This window comes from Novosphingobium sp. RL4 (assembly GCF_035658495.1).
GTDB lineage: Bacteria > Pseudomonadota > Alphaproteobacteria > Sphingomonadales > Sphingomonadaceae > Novosphingobium.
This window is the reverse complement of sequence record NZ_CP141944.1, coordinates 2,915,182-2,937,673: the sequence shown is the minus strand read 5'-3', so window position 1 is coordinate 2,937,673 and position 22,492 is coordinate 2,915,182. Positions and strand designations below refer to the sequence as shown.

Annotated in this window: 22 protein-coding genes and 1 other RNA gene; 14 read left to right on the top strand and 9 right to left on the bottom strand. The window is 62.5% G+C overall.

The window, feature by feature from the left end; all coding sequences use genetic code 11:
- Positions 1–126: 126 nt before the first annotated feature.
- Positions 127–693, bottom strand: a complete 567-nt coding sequence (locus U9J33_RS14255) for a nuclear transport factor 2 family protein (protein WP_324696202.1) — start codon at positions 691–693, stop codon at positions 127–129.
- A gap of 161 nt (positions 694–854) precedes the next feature.
- Between U9J33_RS14255 and U9J33_RS14250 the strand changes: the two genes are divergently transcribed.
- Positions 855–1,709: a VOC family protein gene (locus U9J33_RS14250; protein ID WP_324696200.1), complete on the top strand. Its 855-nt coding sequence runs from the start codon at positions 855–857 to the stop codon at positions 1,707–1,709.
- Here U9J33_RS14250 and U9J33_RS14245 read toward each other — a convergent pair.
- Positions 1,706–2,695 (bottom strand): cation diffusion facilitator family transporter, encoded by a 990-nt coding sequence (locus tag U9J33_RS14245; RefSeq protein WP_324696199.1) that lies wholly within the window; start codon positions 2,693–2,695, stop codon positions 1,706–1,708. The two genes, U9J33_RS14250 and U9J33_RS14245, sit on opposite strands and share 4 nt — an antisense overlap.
- 356 nt (positions 2,696–3,051) lie before the next feature.
- Here U9J33_RS14245 and U9J33_RS14240 point away from each other — a divergent pair, with 356 nt between their 5' ends.
- Positions 3,052–5,541 (top strand): TonB-dependent receptor, encoded by a 2,490-nt coding sequence (locus U9J33_RS14240; protein ID WP_324696198.1) that lies wholly within the window; start codon positions 3,052–3,054, stop codon positions 5,539–5,541.
- Positions 5,542–5,891: 350 nt separating this feature from the next.
- On the opposite strand, the gene mtgA is transcribed toward U9J33_RS14240, so the two are convergent.
- Together mtgA and U9J33_RS14230 are read right to left on the bottom strand one after the other, a co-directional pair.
- A complete protein-coding gene (mtgA, locus tag U9J33_RS14235) occupies positions 5,892–6,557 on the bottom strand; it encodes a monofunctional biosynthetic peptidoglycan transglycosylase (protein ID WP_054440704.1) in 666 nt (221 codons plus the stop codon).
- A gap of 103 nt (positions 6,558–6,660) precedes the next feature.
- Positions 6,661–7,041 carry a winged helix-turn-helix transcriptional regulator gene (locus tag U9J33_RS14230; protein WP_054440643.1) on the bottom strand — a complete coding sequence of 127 codons (381 nt, stop codon included), beginning with the start codon at positions 7,039–7,041 and terminating at the stop codon, positions 6,661–6,663.
- A 102-nt stretch (positions 7,042–7,143) separates the two neighbouring features.
- Between U9J33_RS14230 and U9J33_RS14225 the strand changes: the two genes are divergently transcribed.
- Both U9J33_RS14225 and U9J33_RS14220 read left to right on the top strand, forming a co-directional pair.
- Positions 7,144–7,893, top strand: a complete 750-nt coding sequence (locus tag U9J33_RS14225; protein ID WP_054440640.1) for an SDR family oxidoreductase — start codon at positions 7,144–7,146, stop codon at positions 7,891–7,893.
- A gap of 110 nt (positions 7,894–8,003) precedes the next feature.
- Positions 8,004–9,038: a patatin-like phospholipase family protein gene (locus U9J33_RS14220; protein ID WP_324696195.1), complete on the top strand. Its 1,035-nt coding sequence runs from the start codon at positions 8,004–8,006 to the stop codon at positions 9,036–9,038.
- An 88-nt stretch (positions 9,039–9,126) separates the two neighbouring features.
- Here U9J33_RS14220 and rpoH read toward each other — a convergent pair whose 3' ends face one another.
- Positions 9,127–10,029, bottom strand: a complete 903-nt coding sequence (gene rpoH / locus U9J33_RS14215) for an RNA polymerase sigma factor RpoH (RefSeq protein ID WP_132469330.1) — start codon at positions 10,027–10,029, stop codon at positions 9,127–9,129.
- Between the two features lie 94 nt (positions 10,030–10,123).
- A complete protein-coding gene (locus U9J33_RS14210) occupies positions 10,124–11,068 on the bottom strand; it encodes an RluA family pseudouridine synthase (protein WP_185996960.1) in 945 nt (314 codons plus the stop codon).
- A gap of 18 nt (positions 11,069–11,086) precedes the next feature.
- On the opposite strand from U9J33_RS14210, the gene U9J33_RS14205 reads away from it, so the two are divergent.
- The 4 genes from U9J33_RS14205 (at position 11,087) to rnpB (ending at position 13,367) form a co-directional block, all read left to right on the top strand.
- Complete coding sequence (locus tag U9J33_RS14205) at positions 11,087–11,479, top strand: M67 family metallopeptidase (RefSeq protein WP_324696192.1); 393 nt, start codon at positions 11,087–11,089, stop codon at positions 11,477–11,479.
- A gap of 55 nt (positions 11,480–11,534) precedes the next feature.
- Positions 11,535–12,176 (top strand): histidine phosphotransferase family protein, encoded by a 642-nt coding sequence (locus tag U9J33_RS14200; RefSeq protein WP_054440630.1) that lies wholly within the window; start codon positions 11,535–11,537, stop codon positions 12,174–12,176.
- An 18-nt stretch (positions 12,177–12,194) separates the two neighbouring features.
- On the top strand, positions 12,195–12,899 hold the full coding sequence (locus U9J33_RS14195) for an N-acetylmuramoyl-L-alanine amidase (RefSeq protein WP_054440627.1): 705 nt from the start codon (positions 12,195–12,197) through the stop codon (positions 12,897–12,899).
- 9 nt (positions 12,900–12,908) lie between these two features.
- Positions 12,909–13,367: RNase P RNA component class A (gene rnpB, locus U9J33_RS14190), an RNA gene on the top strand.
- A gap of 21 nt (positions 13,368–13,388) precedes the next feature.
- On the opposite strand, the gene U9J33_RS14185 is transcribed toward rnpB, so the two are convergent.
- Positions 13,389–14,141 carry a metallophosphoesterase gene (locus U9J33_RS14185; protein ID WP_367142790.1) on the bottom strand — a complete coding sequence of 251 codons (753 nt, stop codon included), beginning with the start codon at positions 14,139–14,141 and terminating at the stop codon, positions 13,389–13,391.
- A gap of 336 nt (positions 14,142–14,477) precedes the next feature.
- On the opposite strand from U9J33_RS14185, the gene U9J33_RS14180 reads away from it, so the two are divergent.
- A complete protein-coding gene (locus U9J33_RS14180) occupies positions 14,478–15,290 on the top strand; it encodes a TorF family putative porin (RefSeq protein ID WP_054440702.1) in 813 nt (270 codons plus the stop codon).
- 84 nt (positions 15,291–15,374) lie between these two features.
- Here the strand turns inward: U9J33_RS14180 and U9J33_RS14175 are convergent, their stop codons facing one another.
- Entirely contained in the window at positions 15,375–16,133 is a 759-nt protein-coding gene (locus tag U9J33_RS14175; RefSeq protein ID WP_324696187.1) for an SIMPL domain-containing protein, read from the bottom strand.
- 94 nt (positions 16,134–16,227) lie between these two features.
- Between U9J33_RS14175 and U9J33_RS14170 the strand changes: the two genes are divergently transcribed.
- Positions 16,228–16,656: a VOC family protein gene (locus U9J33_RS14170; protein WP_054440621.1), complete on the top strand. Its 429-nt coding sequence runs from the start codon at positions 16,228–16,230 to the stop codon at positions 16,654–16,656.
- 39 nt (positions 16,657–16,695) lie between these two features.
- Here U9J33_RS14170 and nhaA read toward each other — a convergent pair whose 3' ends face one another.
- Positions 16,696–17,883, bottom strand: coding sequence for a Na+/H+ antiporter NhaA (gene nhaA / locus U9J33_RS14165; RefSeq protein ID WP_420719885.1), 1,188 nt, complete (start codon positions 17,881–17,883; stop codon positions 16,696–16,698).
- A gap of 158 nt (positions 17,884–18,041) precedes the next feature.
- Here nhaA and U9J33_RS14160 point away from each other — a divergent pair, with 158 nt between their 5' ends.
- Genes U9J33_RS14160 through U9J33_RS14145 form a run of 4 tightly spaced genes read left to right on the top strand, consistent with a single transcriptional unit; the run spans position 18,042 to position 22,406 of the window.
- Positions 18,042–19,424 carry a glycosyl transferase family protein gene (locus tag U9J33_RS14160; protein ID WP_324696182.1) on the top strand — a complete coding sequence of 461 codons (1,383 nt, stop codon included), beginning with the start codon at positions 18,042–18,044 and terminating at the stop codon, positions 19,422–19,424.
- Entirely contained in the window at positions 19,421–20,680 is a 1,260-nt protein-coding gene (locus U9J33_RS14155; protein WP_324696180.1) for a hypothetical protein, read from the top strand. Before U9J33_RS14160 ends, U9J33_RS14155 begins: the two co-directional genes overlap by 4 nt.
- A 47-nt stretch (positions 20,681–20,727) precedes the next feature.
- Complete coding sequence (locus U9J33_RS14150) at positions 20,728–21,642, top strand: sulfite exporter TauE/SafE family protein (RefSeq protein ID WP_054440619.1); 915 nt, start codon at positions 20,728–20,730, stop codon at positions 21,640–21,642.
- A 44-nt stretch (positions 21,643–21,686) separates the two neighbouring features.
- Complete coding sequence (locus U9J33_RS14145) at positions 21,687–22,406, top strand: TIGR02186 family protein (RefSeq protein WP_132469351.1); 720 nt, start codon at positions 21,687–21,689, stop codon at positions 22,404–22,406.
- Positions 22,407–22,492 lie beyond the last annotated feature (86 nt).

Below are 22,492 nucleotides of genomic sequence, written 5' to 3'. Positions count from 1 at the left end.
AGTCGCGATGGCTTGAACTCTTCAAGTTCAGCCCTCATGAAAAAGGCCCGTCCGGTTGTTCCGGGCGGGCCTTTTCATTGGAAATGAACCGCTGCCGTCCTTTCGGAGGGGCAGCGGGGCTGCAGATCAGCGGCTTCCCGGGGCTGGGGCCGGTGGGCCCATGCTGCCGCGGCGGCCCTGGGCCATCGCCTCGCCCTTGTTGATCGTGCGCATGACGGTACCGTCACGGGAAATCGTCATCGATTGGGTCTCCGTCGTCCGGAGCAGCCAACCCTTTTCGCTCTTCACCCAGGTATCGTGGGAGATCGAAGTCATCCCGAACGTATGCGTTTGCCCGTCGCGCCCTTCACGGGTGTCGCTGGCGACCTGCTGCTGATCGACCTCGGCAACATCGCCCTTGAGCGTGACCGACTGCACGGTAGTGGCTGATTTGCGGTCCGGGTCCACCGGAACCATCGTCAGCCCTTCGATCATCTGTTCGGCAGACATCTTGTTGCCGCCAAGATCGGTGCGTACGAAGTCGGCGGCGAGCAATGGCTTGATCTGCGCAGGCTCCCGGGAATCCATGGCGACGCGAAGTTGCTCATAGCGCGCCTCGATGTCGCCTTTGGTATCCGCCAGGGCGATGCCCGGCACGAGCGCACAGCCCAGCGCGGCGGCCAGCAGAATTCGGGAATTGGAAAGTCGGGTCATCCTGATCGTGTCCCATGTCGCGGAGGTCTATCGTCTGGAGGGACAACTCCTAATCGCCGGCCGCGTTGCCGCAATCACGATATTGTACCCGATTGTCGCGGCCCGGCTTGGCATGGGCGGCGCACCCGCGCACCCTGCCGCAAAACGAAGAGGAGGGGCCATTGACCGGGCGTATCGCCGTTTCGCGGATCATTCACACGATCCATGCGACCACCGACATCTATACATGCCGATTGCTCTACCAGGATGCACTGGGCGGGCTGGTCTTCGCGGAAAACTACTTCCCTGCCGAAGACCGCGATGCGGTGCTGCTTTACGTGACGGATCACATGGTGGAGCCGATGGCGCCGCGCCATCCGGAAGACCTGACCAAGCCCTATGCCCGGCAGGCCGCGCGGATCGGGCAGGCGTTCCATTCGTTCGAGATCAAGGTGGCGGACGGCAAGGCAGCCAGCACGGCCTTCCGCGAGGCCGGGTGCACTGTCGCCAGCGACTATGGCGTGTTCTTCTTCGTCCGTCCCGAATCGACCGGCGGCGTGCTTCTGGAAGTCTGCGAACTGCCGATGCCGAACGATCCGTGGGATCGCGGCAACTGGGACCCGCGCGTCGGGGCAGGGCACCACTGCACCGTGACGGGGCTGGACCACATCGCTTGCGTAACGAGAGACATGGCCTCGGCCCTGCATTTCTTCACCGAAATCGTCGACGGCGAAGTTCTGGAAGACACGCGGACCACGATGCCGCAGCCGGCGCGGCGCGTGCTGCTGCGCGTCGGTGACACGCGGGTCGCGTTCATCGCACCGGACGATGCGGAGGCAGGGCCGCTAGGCGCGTTTCTGGCGAAGGAGCAGAACGGCATCTACGCGCTGGTCTGGAAGATCGCCGATGAAACGCGGGCCCGGTCGCATTTCTCCGAAAAACTCAAGCTGCGCCTGACGCATTCCGGCTGCGTTTCATCCGGCTTCGCGATCGACCCAGACGATTTCCTCGGTGCGCGGCATGAATTCGTGAGCTAGACGACCGTCTCGCTCGCCAGTGCGCACGGGGAATCGAGGTCGGTTTCGATCTGGACGGTCGGGTGGCCGATGCCGAAGCGGTGCTCAAGATCATGGCTGAGGGCATGGAGGAAGCCGTCGCCTCGCTCGGCCCCCGGCATGACGAGATGCGCGGTGAGTGCGGTTTCGGTTGTGCTCATCGGCCAGACGTGAAGATCGTGGACGCGCGTCACGCCGGGCTGGCTTTCCAGGAACGTGCGGACGGCGGCGATGTCGATGCTTTCGGGCACGCCCATCATTCCCATTCGCAGCGATTCGCGCAGGAGGCCCCAGCTCGACCAGGCGATGACGGCGGTGATGATGAGCGAGGCCAGCGGGTCGACGAGTTGCCAGCCGGTGAACATGATGACGATGCCGGCGATGACCACGCCAGCCGATACGGCGGCATCGGCCATCAGGTGGACGAATGCCGCGCGCAAGTTGAGGTCGGACTTGCTGCCCTTGGCGAAGAGGAGCGCCGACAGCGCATTTACCGCGATGCCGATCGCGGCAACCACGATCATCGTCGTGCCGCCGACAGGAGCCGGTTCCGCGAAGCGCCGCACCGTTTCGACCAGGATCGCACCGATCGCGACCCACAGCAGCGCGGCGTTGGCAATTGCCGCCAGTATGGATGAACTCTTGAGGCCGTAAGTGAACCGTTCCGATGGCGGACGGGCCGCCAGCACACTGGCCGCCCAGGCGAGCAGGAGTGAGAGGACGTCGGACAGGTTGTGCCCGGCGTCTGCAAGCAGTGCCATCGAGCCGCTGATGAGCCCGGCCGCACCTTCGGCGATCACGAAGCCGACGTTCAACGCTACCGCAATTGCGAAGGCCTTCCCGGCATCCCCTGGGGCCGGGGGGGCATGGTGGTGATGTCCATGCGAATGGCCGTGACCATGCGCATGGCCATGTCCGTGGCCATGGTCATGATCGTCGTGAGCGTGGTGATTATGCGCGGTTCCCATGGCGATGGCTTCGCATGCTCAGGGCCTTATCAGCAAGCTATGACGTATCATTACACGGATCGCTCGACTCGTCCCGCTTTCGCAGCACGGACCGGGATCTGCTGTGACGTGACATTTATGCCGCACCGCAAATCGTCATATTGGCGTTTAAGATATTGAATATATGTGATAAAATGCTGTCTGTGACAAATTAACTCTCATCACGTCAGAAAATTGCGCGTTGCGGATCAGAAATGAATCCCGTGCGTCAGAAGATTGTCATATTGCCCTGCTCTTAGCAGCCGCAGCAATCCTGCGGCGGGGCAACCTCTCCGCATTTTCGCGCAAACCCATTCTGAAAAGCTCAGGGGGCTAAAATGAAGTTCCAATCGATTCTCTCCACCGCGACCAGCACGCTTGCCGTTGGCGTCGCATTCCTGGCGGCTCCCGCCTTCGCCCAGTCGACCGGTTCGCAGGACTTCGATAACGAGATCGTCGTTTCCGGCAGCACCGACCGTGGCGTCGCCGGTATCGAGATCCCCGATTCTCCGAAGGCGAAGCAGGTCCTGACACAGGAACTGATCTCGCGTGGCACCCCCGGGCAGACGATCAACGAAACGATCAACCTGATCCCCGGCGTCAACTTCCAGAACTATGACGGTTTCGGCTCTTCGGGCGGTAACCTGATGATCCGCGGTTTCGACGACACGCGCATCTCGCAGACCTTCGACGGCCTGCCGCTGAACGATACGGGCGGCTACGCGCTCTATTCGAACCAGCAGCTTGACCCCGAACTGATCGAGCAGGTCAACGTCAACCTCGGCACCACCGACGTCGACTCGCCGACCGCAGCCGCTTCGGGTTCGACGGTGAACTACCGCTCGATCAACCCTTCGGAAGACTTCGGCGCCCGCATGGTCGGCACCGTGGGCGACCAGAACAAGATGCGCGTGTTCGGCCTGATCAACACCGGCAACCTGAACTCTTCGGGTACGCGCGCCTGGTTCTCGGCTTCGAAGGACACCTACGACGCGCTCTATGGTAACTTCGGCAAGATCGACAAGACGCAGTTCAACGCGAAGATCTACCAGCCGCTCGGCAGCAACGGCGATTTCATCTCGCTGGCCGGCCACTACAACTACAACCGCAACAACATGACGTCCGACTGGACCATGACCACGGCAACCCCCTTCTCGGCCGGCGGCATTCCGCTGAACAAGAAGCAGCGCGATGCCTATGAAGTCGCGCGTTGCACCATTCCTGCAGGCGTGGCCGGCGTTACCGATACGGCCTCCAGCTGCGGTTCGGCCTGGGAATACCGTTACAACCCCTCGAAGACCGCGAACGTTCGCCTGAACTCGCGCTTCACGTTGAGCGACAAGCTGACGCTGAGCGTCGACGGTTCCTACCAGTACACCTCGGCCAACGGTGGCGGCACCGTGATCGGCTATGAAGGCACCACCACTGCTGGCCTTTCGGGCTACATCGGCGGTTCGCCCTACTTCGGCGGCGTTGACCTCAACGGCGACGGCGACATCGGTGGCGGTGACGACGTGCGTGGCGACGCAGTGCGTCTTTCCGCTCCGAGCCAGACCGAAACCAACCGTATCGGTGCCGTCGCCTCGCTGCGCTACGACATCGACGACAACAACCGCGTTCGCGTAGCCTACACCTACGACCGTGGCCGCCATCAGCAGACCGGCGAAGTCGGCTTCCTGAAGGCCAACGGCGAGGCCGTGCACTACTTCAACTCGAAGGGTGGCCTGACCGACGTGGACGGCAACATCCTTCAGAAGCGTGACCGCCTTTCCTATGCGATCCTGCATCAGGTTTCGGGCGAATACTCGGGTGACTACGTGGACAACCGTCTGCATGTCGCCGTTGGCGTGCGCGTTCCGTTCTTCCGTCGTAACCTGACGCAGAACTGCCTCACCACCAGCGTGAGCGGCAACGTGAACTGCTTCACCACCAACACGACCGACCAGCAGGCGAATCTGGACGCAAACACCAGCTTTGCTGGCCCGGACAACCGCGTGTTCAACTACAACCGCGTGCTGCCGCAGGCAGGCTTCACCTTCGACGTCGCGCCGAACGCAAGCCTGTACTTCAACTACTCGAAGGGCCTTCAGGTCCCGGGTACGGACAACCTCTATAACTCCTTCTTCTTCGACGAAGGCGTTGTTAAGCCGAAGCCCGAAACCTCGGACAACTTCGACGGCGGCGTGCGTTATCGCAGCGGCATGATCCAGGCCTCGCTCGGCGGCTGGTACACGAAGTTCTCGAACCGCCTGTCGTCGGCTTATGATCCGTCGGTTGACCGCACGACCTACACCAACCTGGGCACCGTGGACCGCTACGGCATCGACGGCACCTTCGCCGTCGCTCCGAGCACCCACTTCAAGGCCTATGTCTTCGGTTCGTACCTCTGGTCGAACATTCGCGACGACGTGGCGACCGGTGCAACCTCGGTCGCCGAGACCGGCGGCAAGATGGAAGGCGGCGTGCCGTCCTACAGCTTCGGTGGCCGTCTCGAAGGCAACTATGGTCCGCTTTCGGTCGGTACCGAGCTGAAGCGTACCGGTTCGCGCTACTACAACAGCCTGAACACCGCCGTCGTGAACAGCGCCGGCGACCAGATCTGGACTGCAAAGATCCCCGGTTACACCATTGTGAACCTCGATGCGCGTCTGGACCTCGGCTTCCTGGGCATGGGCAAGGACACCTATCTCCAGGCGAACGTGACGAACCTGTTCGACAAGTACTACATCGGTTCGTTCGACGATGCTGGCGTCGTCGCAACCAACACGACCTTCGCATACCTCGGTGCGCCGCGCACCTTCTCGGCCTCGATCAACTTCCAGTTCTGATCGAAACCACCGGGTTTGAAAACGACGGGGGAGGAAGCGCAAGCTTCCTCCCCTTTCGTTTGTGCGGTTGCCGGGCAGCATGGTCCTGAAAAGCGCCGGTGATCGGCGCGGTGCGCGTACGCTTTCCTACATCCCTTCAGGGGCGCTATGCCTGAGCGGATGACAAAGCGCCCACTTGCTCAACTTTCGATGATGGTGGCTGGGAGAGGCTGGTGCCTTGGGTCGTATCAGCGCGCGGGAATGGCGCCTGAATCCGGCAGGCACGGGTCGTCAGGCTGCCTCACGGCGGCAGGAGAGTTTTTTATCCCAGGACTGTGTCAACCGTGTCAACCTGCGCCCTGGCCAAGGGCTTACTCGTAGACGCAGGAATCGAAGCCTTCGCGCTTCACGGTACCGATCCGTGCGGCGATGGTGTTGCCGTAGCGGCGGGTGAAGCCCGAGGGGCTTTTCACGCTGCGGGTCTTGGGGCTGGGCAGGGCGGCGGCCATGCGGCCGGCCTCGGTCGTCGTCAGGTTGGAGGCGGACTTGCCCCAATACCGCTGGGCGCCGGCCTCTACGCCGTAAGTGCCGATTCCGGTCTCCGCGACGTTAAGATAGACCTCCATGATCCGCCGTTTGTCCCAGAGGTTCTCGATCAGGAAGGTGAACCAGACCTCCAGGCCCTTGCGCAAGTAGCGCGTCCAGCCGTCACCCTGCCAGAGGAACACGTTCTTGGCGGTCTGCTGGCTGATGGTCGAGCCGCCGCGCAGGCGCCCGCCGGTGGCGTTGCGCTCGAAAGCCTTCTCGATCGCGGCGGTGTCGAACCCGTTGTGCGTGCAGAACTTGCCGTCCTCGGCAGCGATCGCGGCGGCGACCATGTTGCGGTCTATCCGGCTGAGCGGCTGCCAGTCCTTGGTGATGCCATTGCCATCGACCAGCATCGTCACCGTCACCGGAGGGGGCACGAAGCGATAGAGTACGGTCAGCCCCACGCTGATCGCGACGAACCAGAAGACGGTCTTGGCAAGAATGCGCAGCAAAGGAAGGAAGCCCCACGTTCCGATTGTCCGGCGCGCGGGAGTGCCGCCGTCCGGGCCCTGACTAGCGAGGTTGCGCGGTGCGGGAAAGATGCCTGCGCGTTCAATCCCTCGCGTCGAATGCGGCGCGCGCGGAAGAGACCGTTTCGAGGTTGGCCTCCGCCCAGAGCCAGACACCGCAGAACGCCTCGCCCAGACTGTGCCCCAAAGGCGTGAGGCGATAATCGACGCGGGGCGGAATGACGGGGTGAACCGTGCGGTGGACGAAGCCGTCGCGCTCCATCTGGCGAAGCGTTTGCGTGAGCATCTTCTGACTGATGCCCGGCACGATGCGGGCGAGGGCGGTAAAGCGCGATTCGCCTTGTTCCTCAAGCGCTTCAAGAACCAGCAGGGTCCACTTGTCGGCGACGCGCCCGATCAATTCGTTTACGAGTGCATCGACGCCGGGTGTCGAGGAATAGCTTGTGACAGGCGGATTTTCCATTTCTTACTTTCAGGTGAGTACGGCACATTCCGGTGCCTACTTTCCAAAAGAGAGTATTGGACTACATCGCTTTTCGCAATCTCTCGTCACAGGAGCTTTCCCATGAAGATCAGCGGCAACACCATTCTTCTCAGCGGCGGCGGTACCGGCATTGGTCGTGAACTGGCCCAGCGCTGGCATGACGCGGGCAATGTCGTGATCGTGACCGGACGCACGCTGGCCAGCCTTGAGGAAACGGCAAAGGGGCGGGAGAATATCCATCCGGTGGTGCTGGATGTCGCCGATCCGGAAGCGATCAGGTCGTTTGCGGCAGGCTTGCTGGCGAAATTCCCGGCGCTCAACGTGCTCGTCAACAATGCGGGCGTCATGCCGCTGGAGGATACCTCGGTCCCCCGTGATCTTTCGCGCGCCGAAGCCTGTGTCGTGACCAATCTGCTGGGCCCGATCCGCATGACCGACGCCTTCATCGGCCATCTTCGCGAACAGGCGGATGCGGCGATCGTCAATGTGAGTTCGGGTCTGGCCTTCGTTCCACTGGCTAGCGCTGCAGTTTACTCTGCGACCAAGGCGGCCATCCATTCATGGACCGATTCGCTTCGCTTTGCGCTGTCCGGGAAGGTCGAGGTGATCGAACTTGCCCCGCCTGCCGTGCAGACGGAACTGACGCCGGGGCAGTCAGACCGTGAGGGTTACATGCCGCTGGGTGCATTCATTGATGAAGTGATGGGCCTTTTCGCAAAAGTGCCAACGCCGGAGTTGATCGGTGTCGAGCGTCTCGCGTTCTTGCGAAACGCCGAAGCGGAAGGGCGCTATGCCGATACGTTCGCCGCGCTCAATTCGTCGCCGGCGTAATCATGGCCCCGCCGCCCGACTCCATCCGGGCGGCGCTCCTTTGCTGGCCAGTAACCCGGACCGATGCTATGAATGGCCATGTTGCGATGCAGCATGGGTGAGAACATCTAATGGCGGTTCACTCTCTCGACCTTGCGCTGCAAGGAGGCGGCGCCCACGGTGCCTTTACCTGGGGCGTCCTGGACGCACTGCTCCAGGATGAACGTCTTCAGTTCGGTGCGGTCAGCGGTGCCAGTGCCGGTGCCATGAATGCGGCAGTGCTCGTTTCGGGTCTCGTTTCCGGCGGGCCGGAAGGAGCACGCGAACGGCTGCGTTCTTTCTGGAAAGACCTGAACCGGACAGGCCGCGAGGCAGGGCCGCTGATCCCCATGATCGAGGCCTTTCCGCAGACTTCACGCGCGATGTCTTCATGGTGGAGTACGGTTTTCGGTGATCTCGGCATGGCGCATGCCTCGCCGGAACTGGGCCGTGAAATGCAGGAGATCCTCCGCAAGGTCATCGAGGATCATGTCGATTTCACTGCGATATCGAAGGAAGAGGCTCCGCGGATCTTCGTTTCGGCAACCCATGCCGAGAGCGGCGCGGTGCGGATCTTCCGCAACGAGGAGCTGACGGCGGACGCCTTGCTCGCTTCCGCATGTCTGCCGCTGTATTTTCCGCCGGTGACGATCGAGGGCAAGGATTACTGGGACGGTGGCTACAGCGCCAACCCGCCGCTCGTCCCGCTCGTGCGGGAAAGCCCGAACGACGACCTCCTGCTGATTACCGTCAATCCCCAGCTTCGCGACCACACTCCGCGCAATGCCGCCGCGATCGTGGACCGCATAACCGAGATCGGCTTCAACCAGTCGATGCGCAAGGAGTTGCAGGGGCTGTTCCTGCTCAAGTCGTCGATCGGGCATTACCGGGCTGGCGAGGGACTCATCGCGCAAGTGGAGCGGTTGCGCCTACATGAAATTCATGACGAGCCGACACTGGCGGCGATGCCGGCGCAGACCAAACTGCTGCCGGTGCGGCATCTTCTGCTCAAGCTGCGCGATGCGGGGGAAGCGGCGGCCAAACGCTGGTGCGAGACGTCGATCAAGCATCTCGGCAAGCAGAGCACGGTCGATCTGGCGGGGCGTTTCGGTTTCGGTCTGACCTGACCTTGCATCCGGGATCGAGCGGCGCCGGCACAAGCAAAACCGGGCCGTCCTGCGGACGACCCGGTCATGCATTTCCGTCAAATGGCGATCAGCCCGCGGGCAGCAGCTTACGATCGCTGGCGATCCGGTTCATCGCCTTTTGCAGCTTTTCGAAAGCGCGCACCTCGATCTGGCGGACGCGCTCGCGGCTGACATGATAGACCTGGCTCAGCTCTTCGAGCGTCTTCGGGTCCTCGGTCAGGCGGCGTTCCATCAGAATGTCACGCTCACGCTCATTGAGGCCGTCCATCGCCTCGACCAGCATGGCGTGGCGAACGGTCGCTTCCTCGGCGTCGGCAACGGTTTCGTCCTGCAACGGGCGATCGTCCGCAAGGATATCCTGCCATTGGCCTTCGCCTTCCTCGCGCAGGGAGACGTTCAGCGAAGCATCGCCGCCCATCATCATGCGCCGGTTCATGTTGACCACTTCCTGCTCGGAGACGCCGAGCGTGGTTGCGATCTTGGCGACGTCGTCAGGGTGAAGGTCGGAATCCTCGTAGGCGTCGAGATTCTTCTTCATCCGGCGCAAGTTGAAGAACAGCTTCTTCTGCGCGGCGGTGGTGCCCATCTTCACGAGAGACCACGAACGCAGGATGTACTCTTGAATCGAAGCCTTGATCCACCACATCGCATAAGTGGCGAGACGGAAGCCCCGATCAGGTTCGAACTTCTTCACGCCCTGCATCAGGCCGATGTTGCCTTCGGAAATGAGTTCCGAAACCGGCAGGCCATAGCCGCGGTAACCCATCGCGATCTTCGCGACGAGGCGAAGATGGCTGGTCACGAGCTGGCCCGCTGCGGCGGGGTCCTCATGCTCCTTGTAGCGCTTGGCGAGCATGTATTCCTGCTCGGGCGCGAGAAGCGGGAACTTGCGGATCTCGGACAGGTAACGGTTGAGGCTCTGCTCACCGCCCAGTGCCGGCACCGCCGGGAGATTTCGTTCCTTGCTCACAATATCCGTCCTTTCCGGTCGGCCCGCGGTCGAAGACCCTTGCGAGGCGTCTTAGCTTGGGGCCACCTTTTCAAGATAGCACATTTATCCGATTTCAGTGTCGCAGTTCATCGATCAGTGTCCGCATGTCGTCGGGAAGCGGGCTGACGAGATGAACGTTCTCTCCAGTAACGGGATGGACGAAGCCAAGTTCCGCGGCATGAAGTGCCTGACGGGAGAAACCGAGTCGCTGGAGAATCGGACGAATCGCTGGAGGTGTACGACCATATACAGGGTCCCCCACTAGCGAATGTCCGATTGACGACATGTGAACGCGGACCTGATGCGTGCGTCCCGTCTCCAGGCGGCATTCCACCAAACTCGCGGTCTTCAGCGATTCTATGGTTCTGTAATGCGTGACCGCATGCTTGCCGCGACCATCCTCGACCAGCGCCATCTTCTTGCGGTTGGAACTGGACCGGCCGATTGCGCCCGTTACCGTGCCCGCCAGCGGAATCGGCCTGCCGGACACGACGGCCCGATAGGCACGTGCGATCGAATGATCGGCGAATTGCGCGGCCAGCCCCTCATGCGCCTTGTCGGTCTTGGCGACGACGAGCAGGCCGGACGTGTCCTTGTCGATCCTATGGACGATTCCCGGACGGGCCACGCCGCCGATCCCGGAAAGCTGGCCCCGGCAGTGATGCAGCAGCGCATTCACCAGCGTGCCGTCGAGATTGCCTGCGGCAGGATGCACGACCAGCCCCGCCGGCTTGTCTACCACGATAAGGTACTCGTCCTCGAACACGACGCTCAGCGGAATGTCCTGCGCCACCGCCTCGGCGGCGGCGGCTTCCGGCACATCGATGGCGAAGGCTGTGCCTCCGGCCACCTTGAGCGAGCCCTGCGAAACCGGTTTACCGGCAAGCGAGACCCGGCCTTCGGCCATAAGCGCCTTGATGCGCTCGCGTGAAAGTCCGCTCGCCTCGGCCAGCGCCTTGTCCAGCCGGCCGCCATCGTTGCCGATCGAACCCTGGATGATGTTTTCGTAAGCCCCCATTGCCTGTAGGATTTGGGGATGAATGTCGAAGTGACAAGTGACGTGATCGCAAGACTGCGTGAAGAATCGTTACGTGCCCATCCGGAGGAGTGCTGCGGCCTGCTCCTGGGCGAGGGTATGCGGGTCGATCGGGCGATTCCGGCGGCGAATGTCGCCGCTGAACCCAACCGTCATTTCGAGATCGATCCCTCGGTTCTGCTCGCCGCCCATCGCGGAGCAAGGCAGGGCGGTCCGCAGGTGCTGGGCTATTATCATTCCCATCCCGTCGGCCATCCCGTGCCATCGGCCACTGATTGCGAACATTCCACCGGGGATTCGCGCGTTTGGGCGATCATCGCGGGCGGGCAGGTTGCTTTCTGGCGCGATACCGGGAATGGATTTGCGCCGATACCATGCCGTATTGTCGGATGAACGTTCGGCAACGGCCTGAACTTGAATGATTACTGCAAAGGGAAGTCCTCGATCCATGACGACGAGCTCGCTCGAACTTGCCAGCCTGCTGTGTTCGCGACTGTGCCATGACATGCTCAGTCCGGTGGGCGCGCTGACCAACGGGTTGGAGCTGCTGGCGGATGAGAAGGACCCGGAGATGCGCCAGCGCTGCTTCGAACTGCTCGACCAGAGCGCTCGGATTTCGGCGGACAAGCTGAAGTTTTTCCGCCTCGCCTTTGGCGCTGCAGGTGGCTTTGGCGACATGGTTCCCGTCAGTGAGGCCCGCGCGCTGATCGATGCGCTCGTTGCCAACAATGCCCGCATCGTGCTGAATTGGGCGCTCGCAAGCGAAATGCTGCCCAAGCCTGCGGTCAAGACGCTGCTGAATTTCGGCCTGATCGGCATCGAGGCGCTGCCGCGCGGCGGTACGCTGGAACTGGCCGCCGAATTTCGCGACGGCGTCAGCGAGATCGTGGTGCGCGCCGTCGGGCCGCGCATCGCCTTCGACCGCGATATCGGCCGCGCCCTTGAAGGGGCGCTGCCCGAGGGCGATCTTTCGAGCCGGACGGCGCCTGCCGCGATGATCCAGCAACTGGCGCACAGTCAGGGTGGCCGCCTGCAATATGCCCTGGCGGAAGATGCTCTCGTGCTTGGCGCCGTGTTGCCGGGGGCCTGATCGGAAGGAGGCAGGACGATGAACCGATGGTTGGTCAATCGCATCGTCAGGTCGCCGAACTGCAACGAGCGCAAGCTGCCGATCTCGATGGTCGTGCTGCACTATACCGGCATGAAGTCGGCCGAAGAAGCGCTCGAGCGGATGTGCGATCCCGAGGCCGAAGTCTCCGCGCATTACATGATCGACGAGGAGGGCACGGTCACTTCCCTCGTCCCGGAGGATCGCCGGGCATGGCATGCCGGGCGATCATACTGGCGCGGCGTGACCGACGTGAATTCCGCTTCGATCGGCATCGAACTGGTGAATCCGGGGCATGAATGGGGATATCGCCCATTTCCCGAGCCGCAGATGGACGCTCTCCTGCCGCTTCTGGCGGACATCATGGACCGTCACGACGTTCCTCGCGCCAATGTGGTCGGCCACTCCGATATCGCGCCTGCCCGCAAGCAGGACCCCGGCGAGTACTTCGACTGGGCGAGGCTGGGCGAACTCGGGCTCGCGCTGGAGATCCCGGCGGCGAAGATGAACCTCTTCTACGACAACCCTGGCGCTTTCTATCTCGCCCTCGAACGCTTCGGTTATGACATCACCGATGGCCGCGCCGCGGTTACGGCGTTTCAGCGGCGTTGGCGTCCGGAATTGATCGATGGCGAGATCGATGGAGAAATCGGCGCAATTCTGTTGGAACTCCTGTTGGAGCGTGACACCGGCCGTGCTAGGTGACCGCTCGCACCGGGGAGCCGGGCAGCCGCGGGCGTCTTCTTGACGCGCGAGGAAAGTCCGGGCTCCACGAAACAAGGGTGGCGGGTAATGCCCGCCGGGCGAGTCGGGTTTTCAGGCCCGGCGAAGCTTAGGGAAAGTGCCACAGAGAGCAGACCGCCTCGCCTCGCAGGGTTCGCCCCTGAATGGCAGGTAAGGGTGAAAGGGTGCGGTAAGAGCGCACCGCGCTTCCGGTAACGGAAAGCGGCATGGCAAACCCCACTCGGAGCAAGACCGAATAGGGGCTGCGCGCTGTCCACGCTACGAAAGTAGAGCGGCGGCGGGTCTGTTTCGGACCCAGGCAGCCCGGGTTGGTCGCTTGAGCGGCGCAGCAATGCGTCGCCTAGAGGAATGGCTGCCGCCGCGGCGTAAGGTCCCTCCTTGGGGAGACCACGCCAGGAACAGAACCCGGCTTACAGGCTCCCCGGTGCGTTTCTCCCCTTGCGGGGCGGGTCAGGCCGCGACTTGGACGGAGATTCCGCTCTCGTTTTCGCACGCCTGGATGAACCAGCGCTCGCTGCCCTGAAGTCCGATAGCCGTGAGCCGCCCATGCACATAGGCGCCCGTGTCGATGCCCACGCGATTGGCCCGCATTTCCGGTTCCTCGGTGATGGTGTGGCCGTGGACGATGAAGGCCCCGAACTCGCCATTGTGGCTGAGGAAGGGCTCGCGAATCCAGCGGCAGTCGTGACCCAGTTGGTGCTCCAGCGGAGTATCCGGGCGAATCCCGGCATGGACGAACAGATAGTCGCCAAGCCGCACCATCTTCTGGAAGCTGTCGATGAAGTCGAAATCGTCCTGCGGGATGACCTCGATCATGGCGCGTTGAAGATCTTCCAGTTCGGCTTCCATGACGAAGGCCGGATCGAGGCCGTAGGAAAGGATCGTCTCGCGGCCGCCGAACTTCAGGAAACTGCGGAAGGCATCGAGCTTGCGCGCCGCCACCAGAAGCATTTCCTCGTGATTGCCCTGGATGAATTCGACGCGGCGCTTGCTGGCCCATTGCCGGGCGCGCGCAATGACGCCGGCGCTCGCCGGGCCACGGTCGATCAGGTCGCCCAGCAGAACCACGATGCTTTGTGAACTGTCGCGGCCGGCGTTGTCGCGCTCGATCGCGTCGATCAACTGCTCGAACAGGTCGAGTCGGCCGTGGATATCGCCAACGGCATAAGCACGTTGTCCCGGAGGGATGTGAGGAAGCCGCACTTCGGCGGGCCGGCTCAGGAGATTTCTGATTTTCGCAAGCATTAGATACCCGCTCTATTACGAAGACGAACATTAACAAACAAGGAACAGGCGGCAGGGAGGATTCCGCATGGGCCGGACCGTGCCTGATGCGGTCGCAATCATGACCGCCAAGCGGGCAGTGGCAAAAAGTCCACACAACATTGCCCGAATGTTGCCCATCTGAAATTTTTCTTGTGCCGTTGGTTGGTGCGGTGCAGCAATATTGTGCTGCCGCAATCGGGCCCGGGAAGAGGATCGAGGCGGCGGAGCAGGCTGGGACGAGACACCAAAGAAGAATTTAGTGAGGGAATGACCATGCTTATGTCCGTCCGTGGCGCTATCGCCGCCTCTCTTCTTGCGGGTACTGCACTCGCAGCAACTCCGGCTTTCGCAGACGAGGCGGACGCCCCCTCGGAAATCACCGTTACCGGCAACGTCGCGCTGACCAGCGACTATCGATTCCGCGGCGTTTCGCTCTCGGGGGGCGATCTTGCGGTCCAGGGCGGCATTACGGTTTCGCATCAGAGCGGCTTCTATGCCGGTATCTGGTCGTCGTCGCTTCACAGCAGCGAAGTGGACGTCAACGGTGACGGCATCGGCGACGGTTCGGTCTACGGAGACCAGGAACTCGACCTCATGGCAGGCTGGACTGGCGAAGTGACCTCGGGCCTCACGCTCGATGCCGGCCTCCTTTACTACGTCTATCCGAGCGGCAAGATCGGCGATGCCAACTACTGGGAGCCCTACGTCTCGGTGAGCGGCCAGGCCGGCCCGGCGAAGCTCAAGGTGGGCGTGGCCTATGACTGGAAGCAGAAGGGCCTGCTCGACAACAATGGCGACAAGTCGGACAACTTCTACGTTTACGGTAACGTCGACGTGGCCATTCCCAACACCCCGGTGACCGTTTCGGGCCATATCGGCTACACTGACGGCGTGCTGTCGCCCTGCTACTACTGCACCGGCACGGGCACGTTCAACGACAAGACCGGCATCGATTATTCGATCGGCGCCTCGATGACGCTGTTCGGCCCGCTTTCCGCCAGCCTCAGCTACGTCGGCGTGAGCGGCGCGGCGATTGACAGCTACACGGACGACACTGTCGTCGCGACGCTGACCGCGTCCTTCTGAACCATCGCATAGGTTAACGCGTTTTGCAGGAGGACCCGCCCGGAGCTTTCCGGGCGGGTTTTTCGTGCCTCTGTGAGAAGGCGGTCAGCGGAGATAGAAATCCACCGTCGTGACAACGCGGACTTTCTTGTAGGGCGTGTCCGAAACACCCCAGCCGCCGCCGGAATCGCCATCCCGCGCCTCTACGGTGAAGTATCCCTGAGTGGCGCCCTTGATGGAGCCGACTTCCGCCCCGCTGTCATTGGCAAACTGCTCCGCGGCGGACCGTGCGTCCTTGGTGGCAGCAGCGACCATGGGCGGCTTGATGTCGTTGAGCTTGGTGAATGTATAGGCCATCCCCGAACCTTCTTCGAGAATGACGCCGCGCCGAACGAGTTCGAACTGACGTCTTACCGCGTCCTGCGCACGCTTGATGTCCTGACTGCGCAAGGTCATCCGCTGACGGACGGTGAAGCTCGCGATGCCGTTGTTGTCCTTGGACTGCGAGACATTGGCGCCCGTCGGCTGGATGGCATCTGCGGGAAAGCCGAGTTCCTTGAAGAATGTGCGAATCTGCGCCGTATCATTCTCGACGCTCGCCTGCGCTCCGGCAAGGTCGTTGGCGGTGGCCGAGTAGGCGATCGTCCAGGTGGCGAGGTCGGCGGTGACGTCCCGCTCCGCCAGGCCCCGCACGGTAACGGAGCGGTCTGCCCGGTGCGCGCGCTTCAGGCCGTCTCCCAGCAGATAGCCGCCAGCGACAACGCCGATGGCCAGGATGGTCGAGGCGAGAAGCCATCGTCTGGTAGCGGATTCGGCCAAGAAGGTGGTAGAGTGATGAGGGCTCTCTGGGCTATCGTCGGTCATCGCAGCTTCTCCCTGAAGTCCCTCGGAACATGCCGTCAGACGGCTGTATCGTCCATGAACCGTTCTCTACATGCGATGAATTGAAGGAATGCCCGTGACCAAATATCTCCACACCATGATCCGCGTAAGCGATCCGGAAGCCACGATCCGCTTCTTCGAACTGATCGGCCTTCAGGAAACCCGGCGTTTTTCAAGCGAGCAGGGGCGCTTCACGCTGATCTATCTTGCAGTTCCGGGCGAGGAATCCGAGGTCGAGCTGACGTATAACTGGCCGGCCGAGGATGGTTCCGCCGAGGAGTATTCGGGCGGGCGCAACTTCGGGCATCTCGCGTTCCAGGTCGACGATATCTACGCCACCTGCCAGACCTTGGCCGACGCAGGCGTGGTCATCAATCGTCCGCCTCGCGACGGTCACATGGCGTTCGTGCGCACGCCGGACGGCATTTCCGTCGAACTGTTGCAGGATGGCCGGCTGGATCCCGCCGAGCCATGGGCGTCGATGCCGAACGTCGGCGTCTGGTAATTGGGCCTGATCCCTGCCCGTCAGGTGGGCGGGCAGGGATCAGGCCGAGGGCGCTTTCGCGAATCGCAGGATCACGAAGCCCAGAAGGGAAGAGGCCAGCGATCCTGCCAGCACACCCAGCTTGGCTTCATCCACGAGCAGAGGCGTAGTCGGGAAGGCGAGGGCGCCGATGAACAGGCTCATGGTGAACCCGATGCCGCACAATACTGCCGTCCCCCAGAGTTGCAGCCAGCTTGCACCGGCGGGGCGCGGGGCGATGCCCAGGCGGTGCGCCAGATAGATCGCCGCGAATACGCCCGCTTGCTTGCCGATGAAAAGGCCCAGGCCAATGCCCAGGGGCACCGGGGCGAACAGTCCTGCCATGCCGATTCCGGCCAGTGCCACGCCGGCATTGGCAAAACCGAACACAGGCACCACGAGATAGCCGATCCATGGCGCCAGCGCGTGTTCGAGGCGCAGCAGCATGCTGTCTCCGTGCTGTGTTCGCAGCGGGATCGTGAAGGCGAAGAGAACCCCGGCGATCGTCGCGTGAATGCCGGAGTTGAGCACGCAGAACCACAGGCCCAGGCCGAGCGCCAGATAGAGGCTGATGAACTGGATGCGTGCGCGATTGACTGCGAGAAGCGCTGCGAACAGGCCGATCGCGGCCAGCGCCCAACCCAGTTCGATCTGCGCGGTATAGAACAGCGCAATGATAATGACAGCGCCCAGATCGTCGACGATCGCGACCGTCAGCAGGAACAGCCTCAGCGAGGATGGTACCCGCCGGCCAAGCAGTCCTAGCACTCCTACGGCAAAGGCGATGTCCGTGGCGGCAGGGATGGCCCAGCCCCTCTGTTCGGGTTGTTGGGTTCCGGCGGTAATGAGGTAGATCAGCGCGGGCATCGCCATGCCTGCCGCCGCGGCGAGTACCGGCAGGCGGCGCTTTTCGGGGCTCGACAGTTCACCGCCGAGAACCTCGCGCTTTATTTCCAATCCGACCACAAAGAAGAACAAGGCCATCAGTGCGTCGTTGATCCATGCATGAACAGAAGTGAGCCTGGAGATTGGAGTCCAGGGAAGCTCATGATGGAAAAGGGCGTGATAGCCATCACTCAGAGGTGAGTTCGCGGCGGACATCGCCAGTACGGCCATGATGATCAGTAGGATGCCTGAACCTGCTTCACCGCCCATTAACTTTATGAAACGGCGCGCCAATTCATTGGCGTAATGTCTATCCATTCTCATAAACCATGTCGTGAGTGAGTTCCAGGCATCGCCGGGAGGCATGGACCTGCCTGAGAAGAGGTCCGGTAATTCTGATTCCAAGGAGGGGCACCGTGGAACCGGCGGGCATGTTTCAGCAAGGAATTTATTGCCTGCATCTGGTTGAGCAGGAGCTTTTGTTGTTCGCTGCCTTCTGGGTTCTGGTCGGTACGGTCGATGAAATGGCCGTGGATTGCTGCTGGGCCTGGTTCAGACTGTCCGGCCGGGCGAGTACGGGCCGGATTTCCCTCGAGGTCAGCCGGGCGCCGTTGAAGGGACATGCTGCGGTTCTTATCGCTTGCTGGCAGGAAGAACAGGTCATCGCCCATACTATCCGCCATGCCCTTTCCGCGTGGCGGCAAACCGGTTTCACGCTCTACATCGGTTGTTATGGCAACGATTCCGCGACAGTCGCGGCCGCGATGTCGGGGGCGGGGGGTGACAACCGCGTCAGGGTCATCATTCATGACCGCGAAGGCCCGACTACCAAGGCGGATTGCCTGAACCGGCTCTATCATGCGCTGTGCGAGGATGAGCGACGTCGCGGATGCCGCTACCGCAGCGTGCTGCTCCACGATTCCGAGGACATGGTGCATCCCGCGGAGTTGGCCGTTGTCGACGGGGCGCTCGCCAAGGCTGATTTCATTCAATTGCCGGTCCGGCCCGAGCCGCAGGTCAGGTCGCGATGGGTCGGTGGCCATTATCTGGACGAATTCACCGAGGCTCATGCGAAATCACTGGTGGTCCGGGATGTGCTGGGCGCGGCGGTGCCGGCAGCCGGCGTCGGCTGCGGCTTTGCTCGGGATATCCTGGAGCGGATCACGCGTCGGCGCCGGGCTGAAGGCAGCGCCGGACCTTTCGCTGCCGAGTGCCTGACCGAGGATTATGAACTGGGTGTTCTCGTCTGGCGGGAAGGCGGCCGTGCCCGGTTCCTGCGTGTCCGGGATGAGAAGGGGCAACTCGTCGCCACGAGGGCTTATTTCCCCGCGACTTTCGAGGATTCGATCCGGCAGAAGACGCGCTGGGTCCACGGAATTGCCTTTCAGGGGTGGGATCGCCTTGGCTGGAGCCGTCTCGCATGGCGCCGTCCGGGGCGCGTGGGCAAGCTTGCCGATGCCTGGATGGCGATGCGCGATCGCCGCGGCCCGCTGACGGCAATCGTGCTCGCCAGCAGCTATGCGCTGCTCATTGTCGAACTGCTGCTCGGGATCGTGCGGGTGGCGGGATTGGCGGATGAGATACCCGTCCCGAAGTCGCTGAACCCGGTACTGACCATCTGCCTGGCCAGTTTCGTCTGGCGTTGCGGCGTGCGTGCAGGCTTTACCGCGCGCGAGTATGGTGCGTGGGAAGGTGTCTGCGCGATACTGCGCATTCCCGTGGCGAACCTGATCGCCATCTTCGCCGGGCAAAGGGCCCTGGCATCCTACATACGCACGCTGAACGGCGGAATGATCGTCTGGGACAAGACCCGCCACGATGCGCACCCGGCCGCGATGTCGGTAGCCGGAGGGCCGGTCCTGTGAGTGCCTCGACGCGCGTTCGCGGGCAGCCGCTGGTGGCTCTGCTCGCGGTTCTTGCAGGGTGGGCCGGAGGCCGGATCTCGACATGGGAATCGCCCTTGCAGCTTGCATCGCCTGCGGCCCAGCAGGCAGAGGCTGCCGTACCAGGGCCGCAGACGGAAGGGGGCTTCTTCCTCGACCAGAAAGCCGGACCGCAGAGCCCGCCACTGAGTGATCAGGACTACTATTCGGGCAATGGATACGGGCCGGACGCGTTCGGCTATATGCCTGCGGGCATGGTTCAGCCGAGTAACGGGTACTTTCAGGCATTATGGCCGGCTTCGCGCCGCCGACCGAGATCGTCAGCAATCGACCCTCGCGGTGCATGGTACGGTCCTAACGGGAACTCGGCCGAACCCGGCGGTTGGTATGGCATTGACCGCCTGACCGATCGTTACCCGACAGGGCAGCAGTTCCCAGCGGATCATGGCGAGGGCGGACTGACGTTCGATCGGCGAGAAGGACTTCCTGCCGGATTTTCCTCGCTTTCGAGCTTCGCCGCCCAGCCCTATCCGTCCGGTTCGGTTGCGACAGGGCCGATCGCAAGCCAGCTCAAGCCCCGGCGCTGGTCGGCCGACAGTTGGGCGCTCATGCGCAAAGGGGGCTCGGGGCCGCTGGTGATCGGCGCCATGCCCGCGACTTACGGGGCAAGTCAGGCGGGCGCCGTGCTGCGCTACAGACTCGCCATGCGCGCACGCTACAATCCGGTCATCTATATGCGAACGACGTCAACCCTGGGACAGCAGATGCGGGAAACCGCTGCCGCAGTCGGATTTTCCGCGCGGCCTTTTCCGTCAATTCCTGTGATCGGCGCAGTCGAGGGAAGGCTGACGGAGCAGGCCGGGCGGCGGCGACTTCAGCCCGTGGTAATGGCGGTAACCGAATTTCCGACTTTCAGGATGCCTGCCGATTTTCGCGGAGAGGCCTACCTGCAGGCAGGCTATGTCGCGGGGAAGTTCGCCACGCCCTTTGCTGACGGGCAAGTCCGTGTGGATCGCCGTCTGCTGCAGCTCGGACCGGTTGAGACGAGAGTCGGTGCCGGTCTGTGGGGCGGCGCGCAGAGAGGGGCCGGGCGGCTTGATGCAGGGCCATCGGCAGCGGTTGCATTCCCGCTTGGCAGAGGGACTTTCGGCCGCCTAGCCGTCGATTGGCGGTTTCGTGTCATCGGAGATGCGCAGCCGGGTTCGGGGCCTGCGCTGACTCTATCCGCAGGTTTCTGATTCCCGGCTTTCCTCGGACTTGATGCTGCGGTAGCGAGAGGGGTGGAATGGATGTCTATCTCCCCATAGCCAATCTCTCGGTCAACGGGATCATCATCGTTGGACTAGGAGCGATCACTGGCCTGCTTTCGGGCATGTTCGGCGTGGGCGGCGGGTTTCTCACCACGCCGCTGATGATCTTCTACGGCATCCCGCCCACGGTGGCGGCCGCCTCGGCGGCCAGTCAGGTGACGGGGGCAAGCGTTTCGGGCGTTTTCGCCCATACCCGGCGCGGCGGCGTGGATTATCACATGGGCACGGTCATGGTTGCCGGGGGCATCATTGGCACCGGTATCGGCGCCCTGCTGTTCAGCCTGCTGCAGCGGCTCGGCCAGATCGATACGGTCATCAATATCCTCTACGTACTGATGCTCGGCTCCATTGGCGGTCTGATGGCCAAGGAGAGCATCCAGACCATCCGGGCCGAGCGTTCCGGCATTCCCATCGCGGCAAGAAAGCGGCGGCACCATCCGATGGTTGCAAGCTTGCCGATGCGGTGGCGGTTCTATCGCTCGGGTCTCTACATCTCGCCTTTGGCACCGCTCCTGCTGGGAATCGGCACAGGCATCCTGACAATGCTGATGGGGGTCGGCGGCGGCTTCATTCTCGTGCCGGCGATGCTCTATATCCTGGGCATGAGTGCCAACGTCGTCGTGGGCACTTCGCTGTTCCAGATCCTGTTCGTCACTATGGCCACCACGATGATGCATTCCATGACCACACATGCGGTGGACATCGTGCTGGCCTCCCTGTTGCTGCTGGGCTCGGTGACGGGCGCGCAACTTGGCGCGCAGTTCGCCCAGAAAGCCAGTCCGGTGAAGCTGCGCCTGGTGCTTGCCATCATCGTGCTGCTGGTTGCCGGACGGATGGCCATCGGGCTGGGTTACCGTCCGGATGAGATCTACACGGTTGCCCCCCTGTGAAGGACCGGCTTGTTTCGGCAGGTTTCGCACTGGCCGCATTGGTCATGCTGGGAGGTGCCCGGGACCCCATCCTCGTACCTGAAATATCGCAGCACGAAGTAGACCTGCAACAGGGGTTCACCGGAACCGAACTGCTGCTGTTCGGTGCTATCCTGACGCCGGAAGGGTCGCGCGCGGCGCAGGACTACGACATCGTCATCGTGCTGAAGGGGCCGACGCAGTCGATCGTCCTGCGTGAGAAGCAGAAGGTCGCGGGCATCTGGATCAATGCCGACAGTACGGAGCTTCGCTCGGCACCTTCCTATTATGCGTTCGCTTCTACCCGGCCGATCAAAGATATCGTCGACGACAAGACGGCGGCGATTTACGAACTCGGCCTGAAGTGGCTGCAACTTTCGCCGATCGGCGCCATCGATCCCGCTGAGCAGACCCGCTTTTCCGATGGGCTCGTCGATCTCAATCGCCGCAATGGCCTGTATCGCGAAGAGGAGGGCGGGGTGAAGGTGAGTGAGCAGGTGCTCTATCAGGCCCGCATCGGCCTACCCTCGCGAGTGCCGACCGGGACTTATACGGCCGAGACTTTCGCGATTTCAAAGGGGCGTGTCGTTGCTTCGGCCAGCAGCCAGGTGCAGGTCCGCAAGCAGGGTTTCGAACTGGCCATCGCCGACTTCTCCGAAAATTACGGCTTTGCCTATGGCTTGCTGGCGGTCCTGGTGTCCGTGGGCATGGGTTGGCTTGCCGGACGCCTGTTCGCCTTGCGTTGAGTTTGAGCGAAGCAAGGGCTTAGCCGGAAATTAACTGTGCCGGACTAGCCATGCCCGACGAATTTTCTGTTCGGGGGCTTGATGAA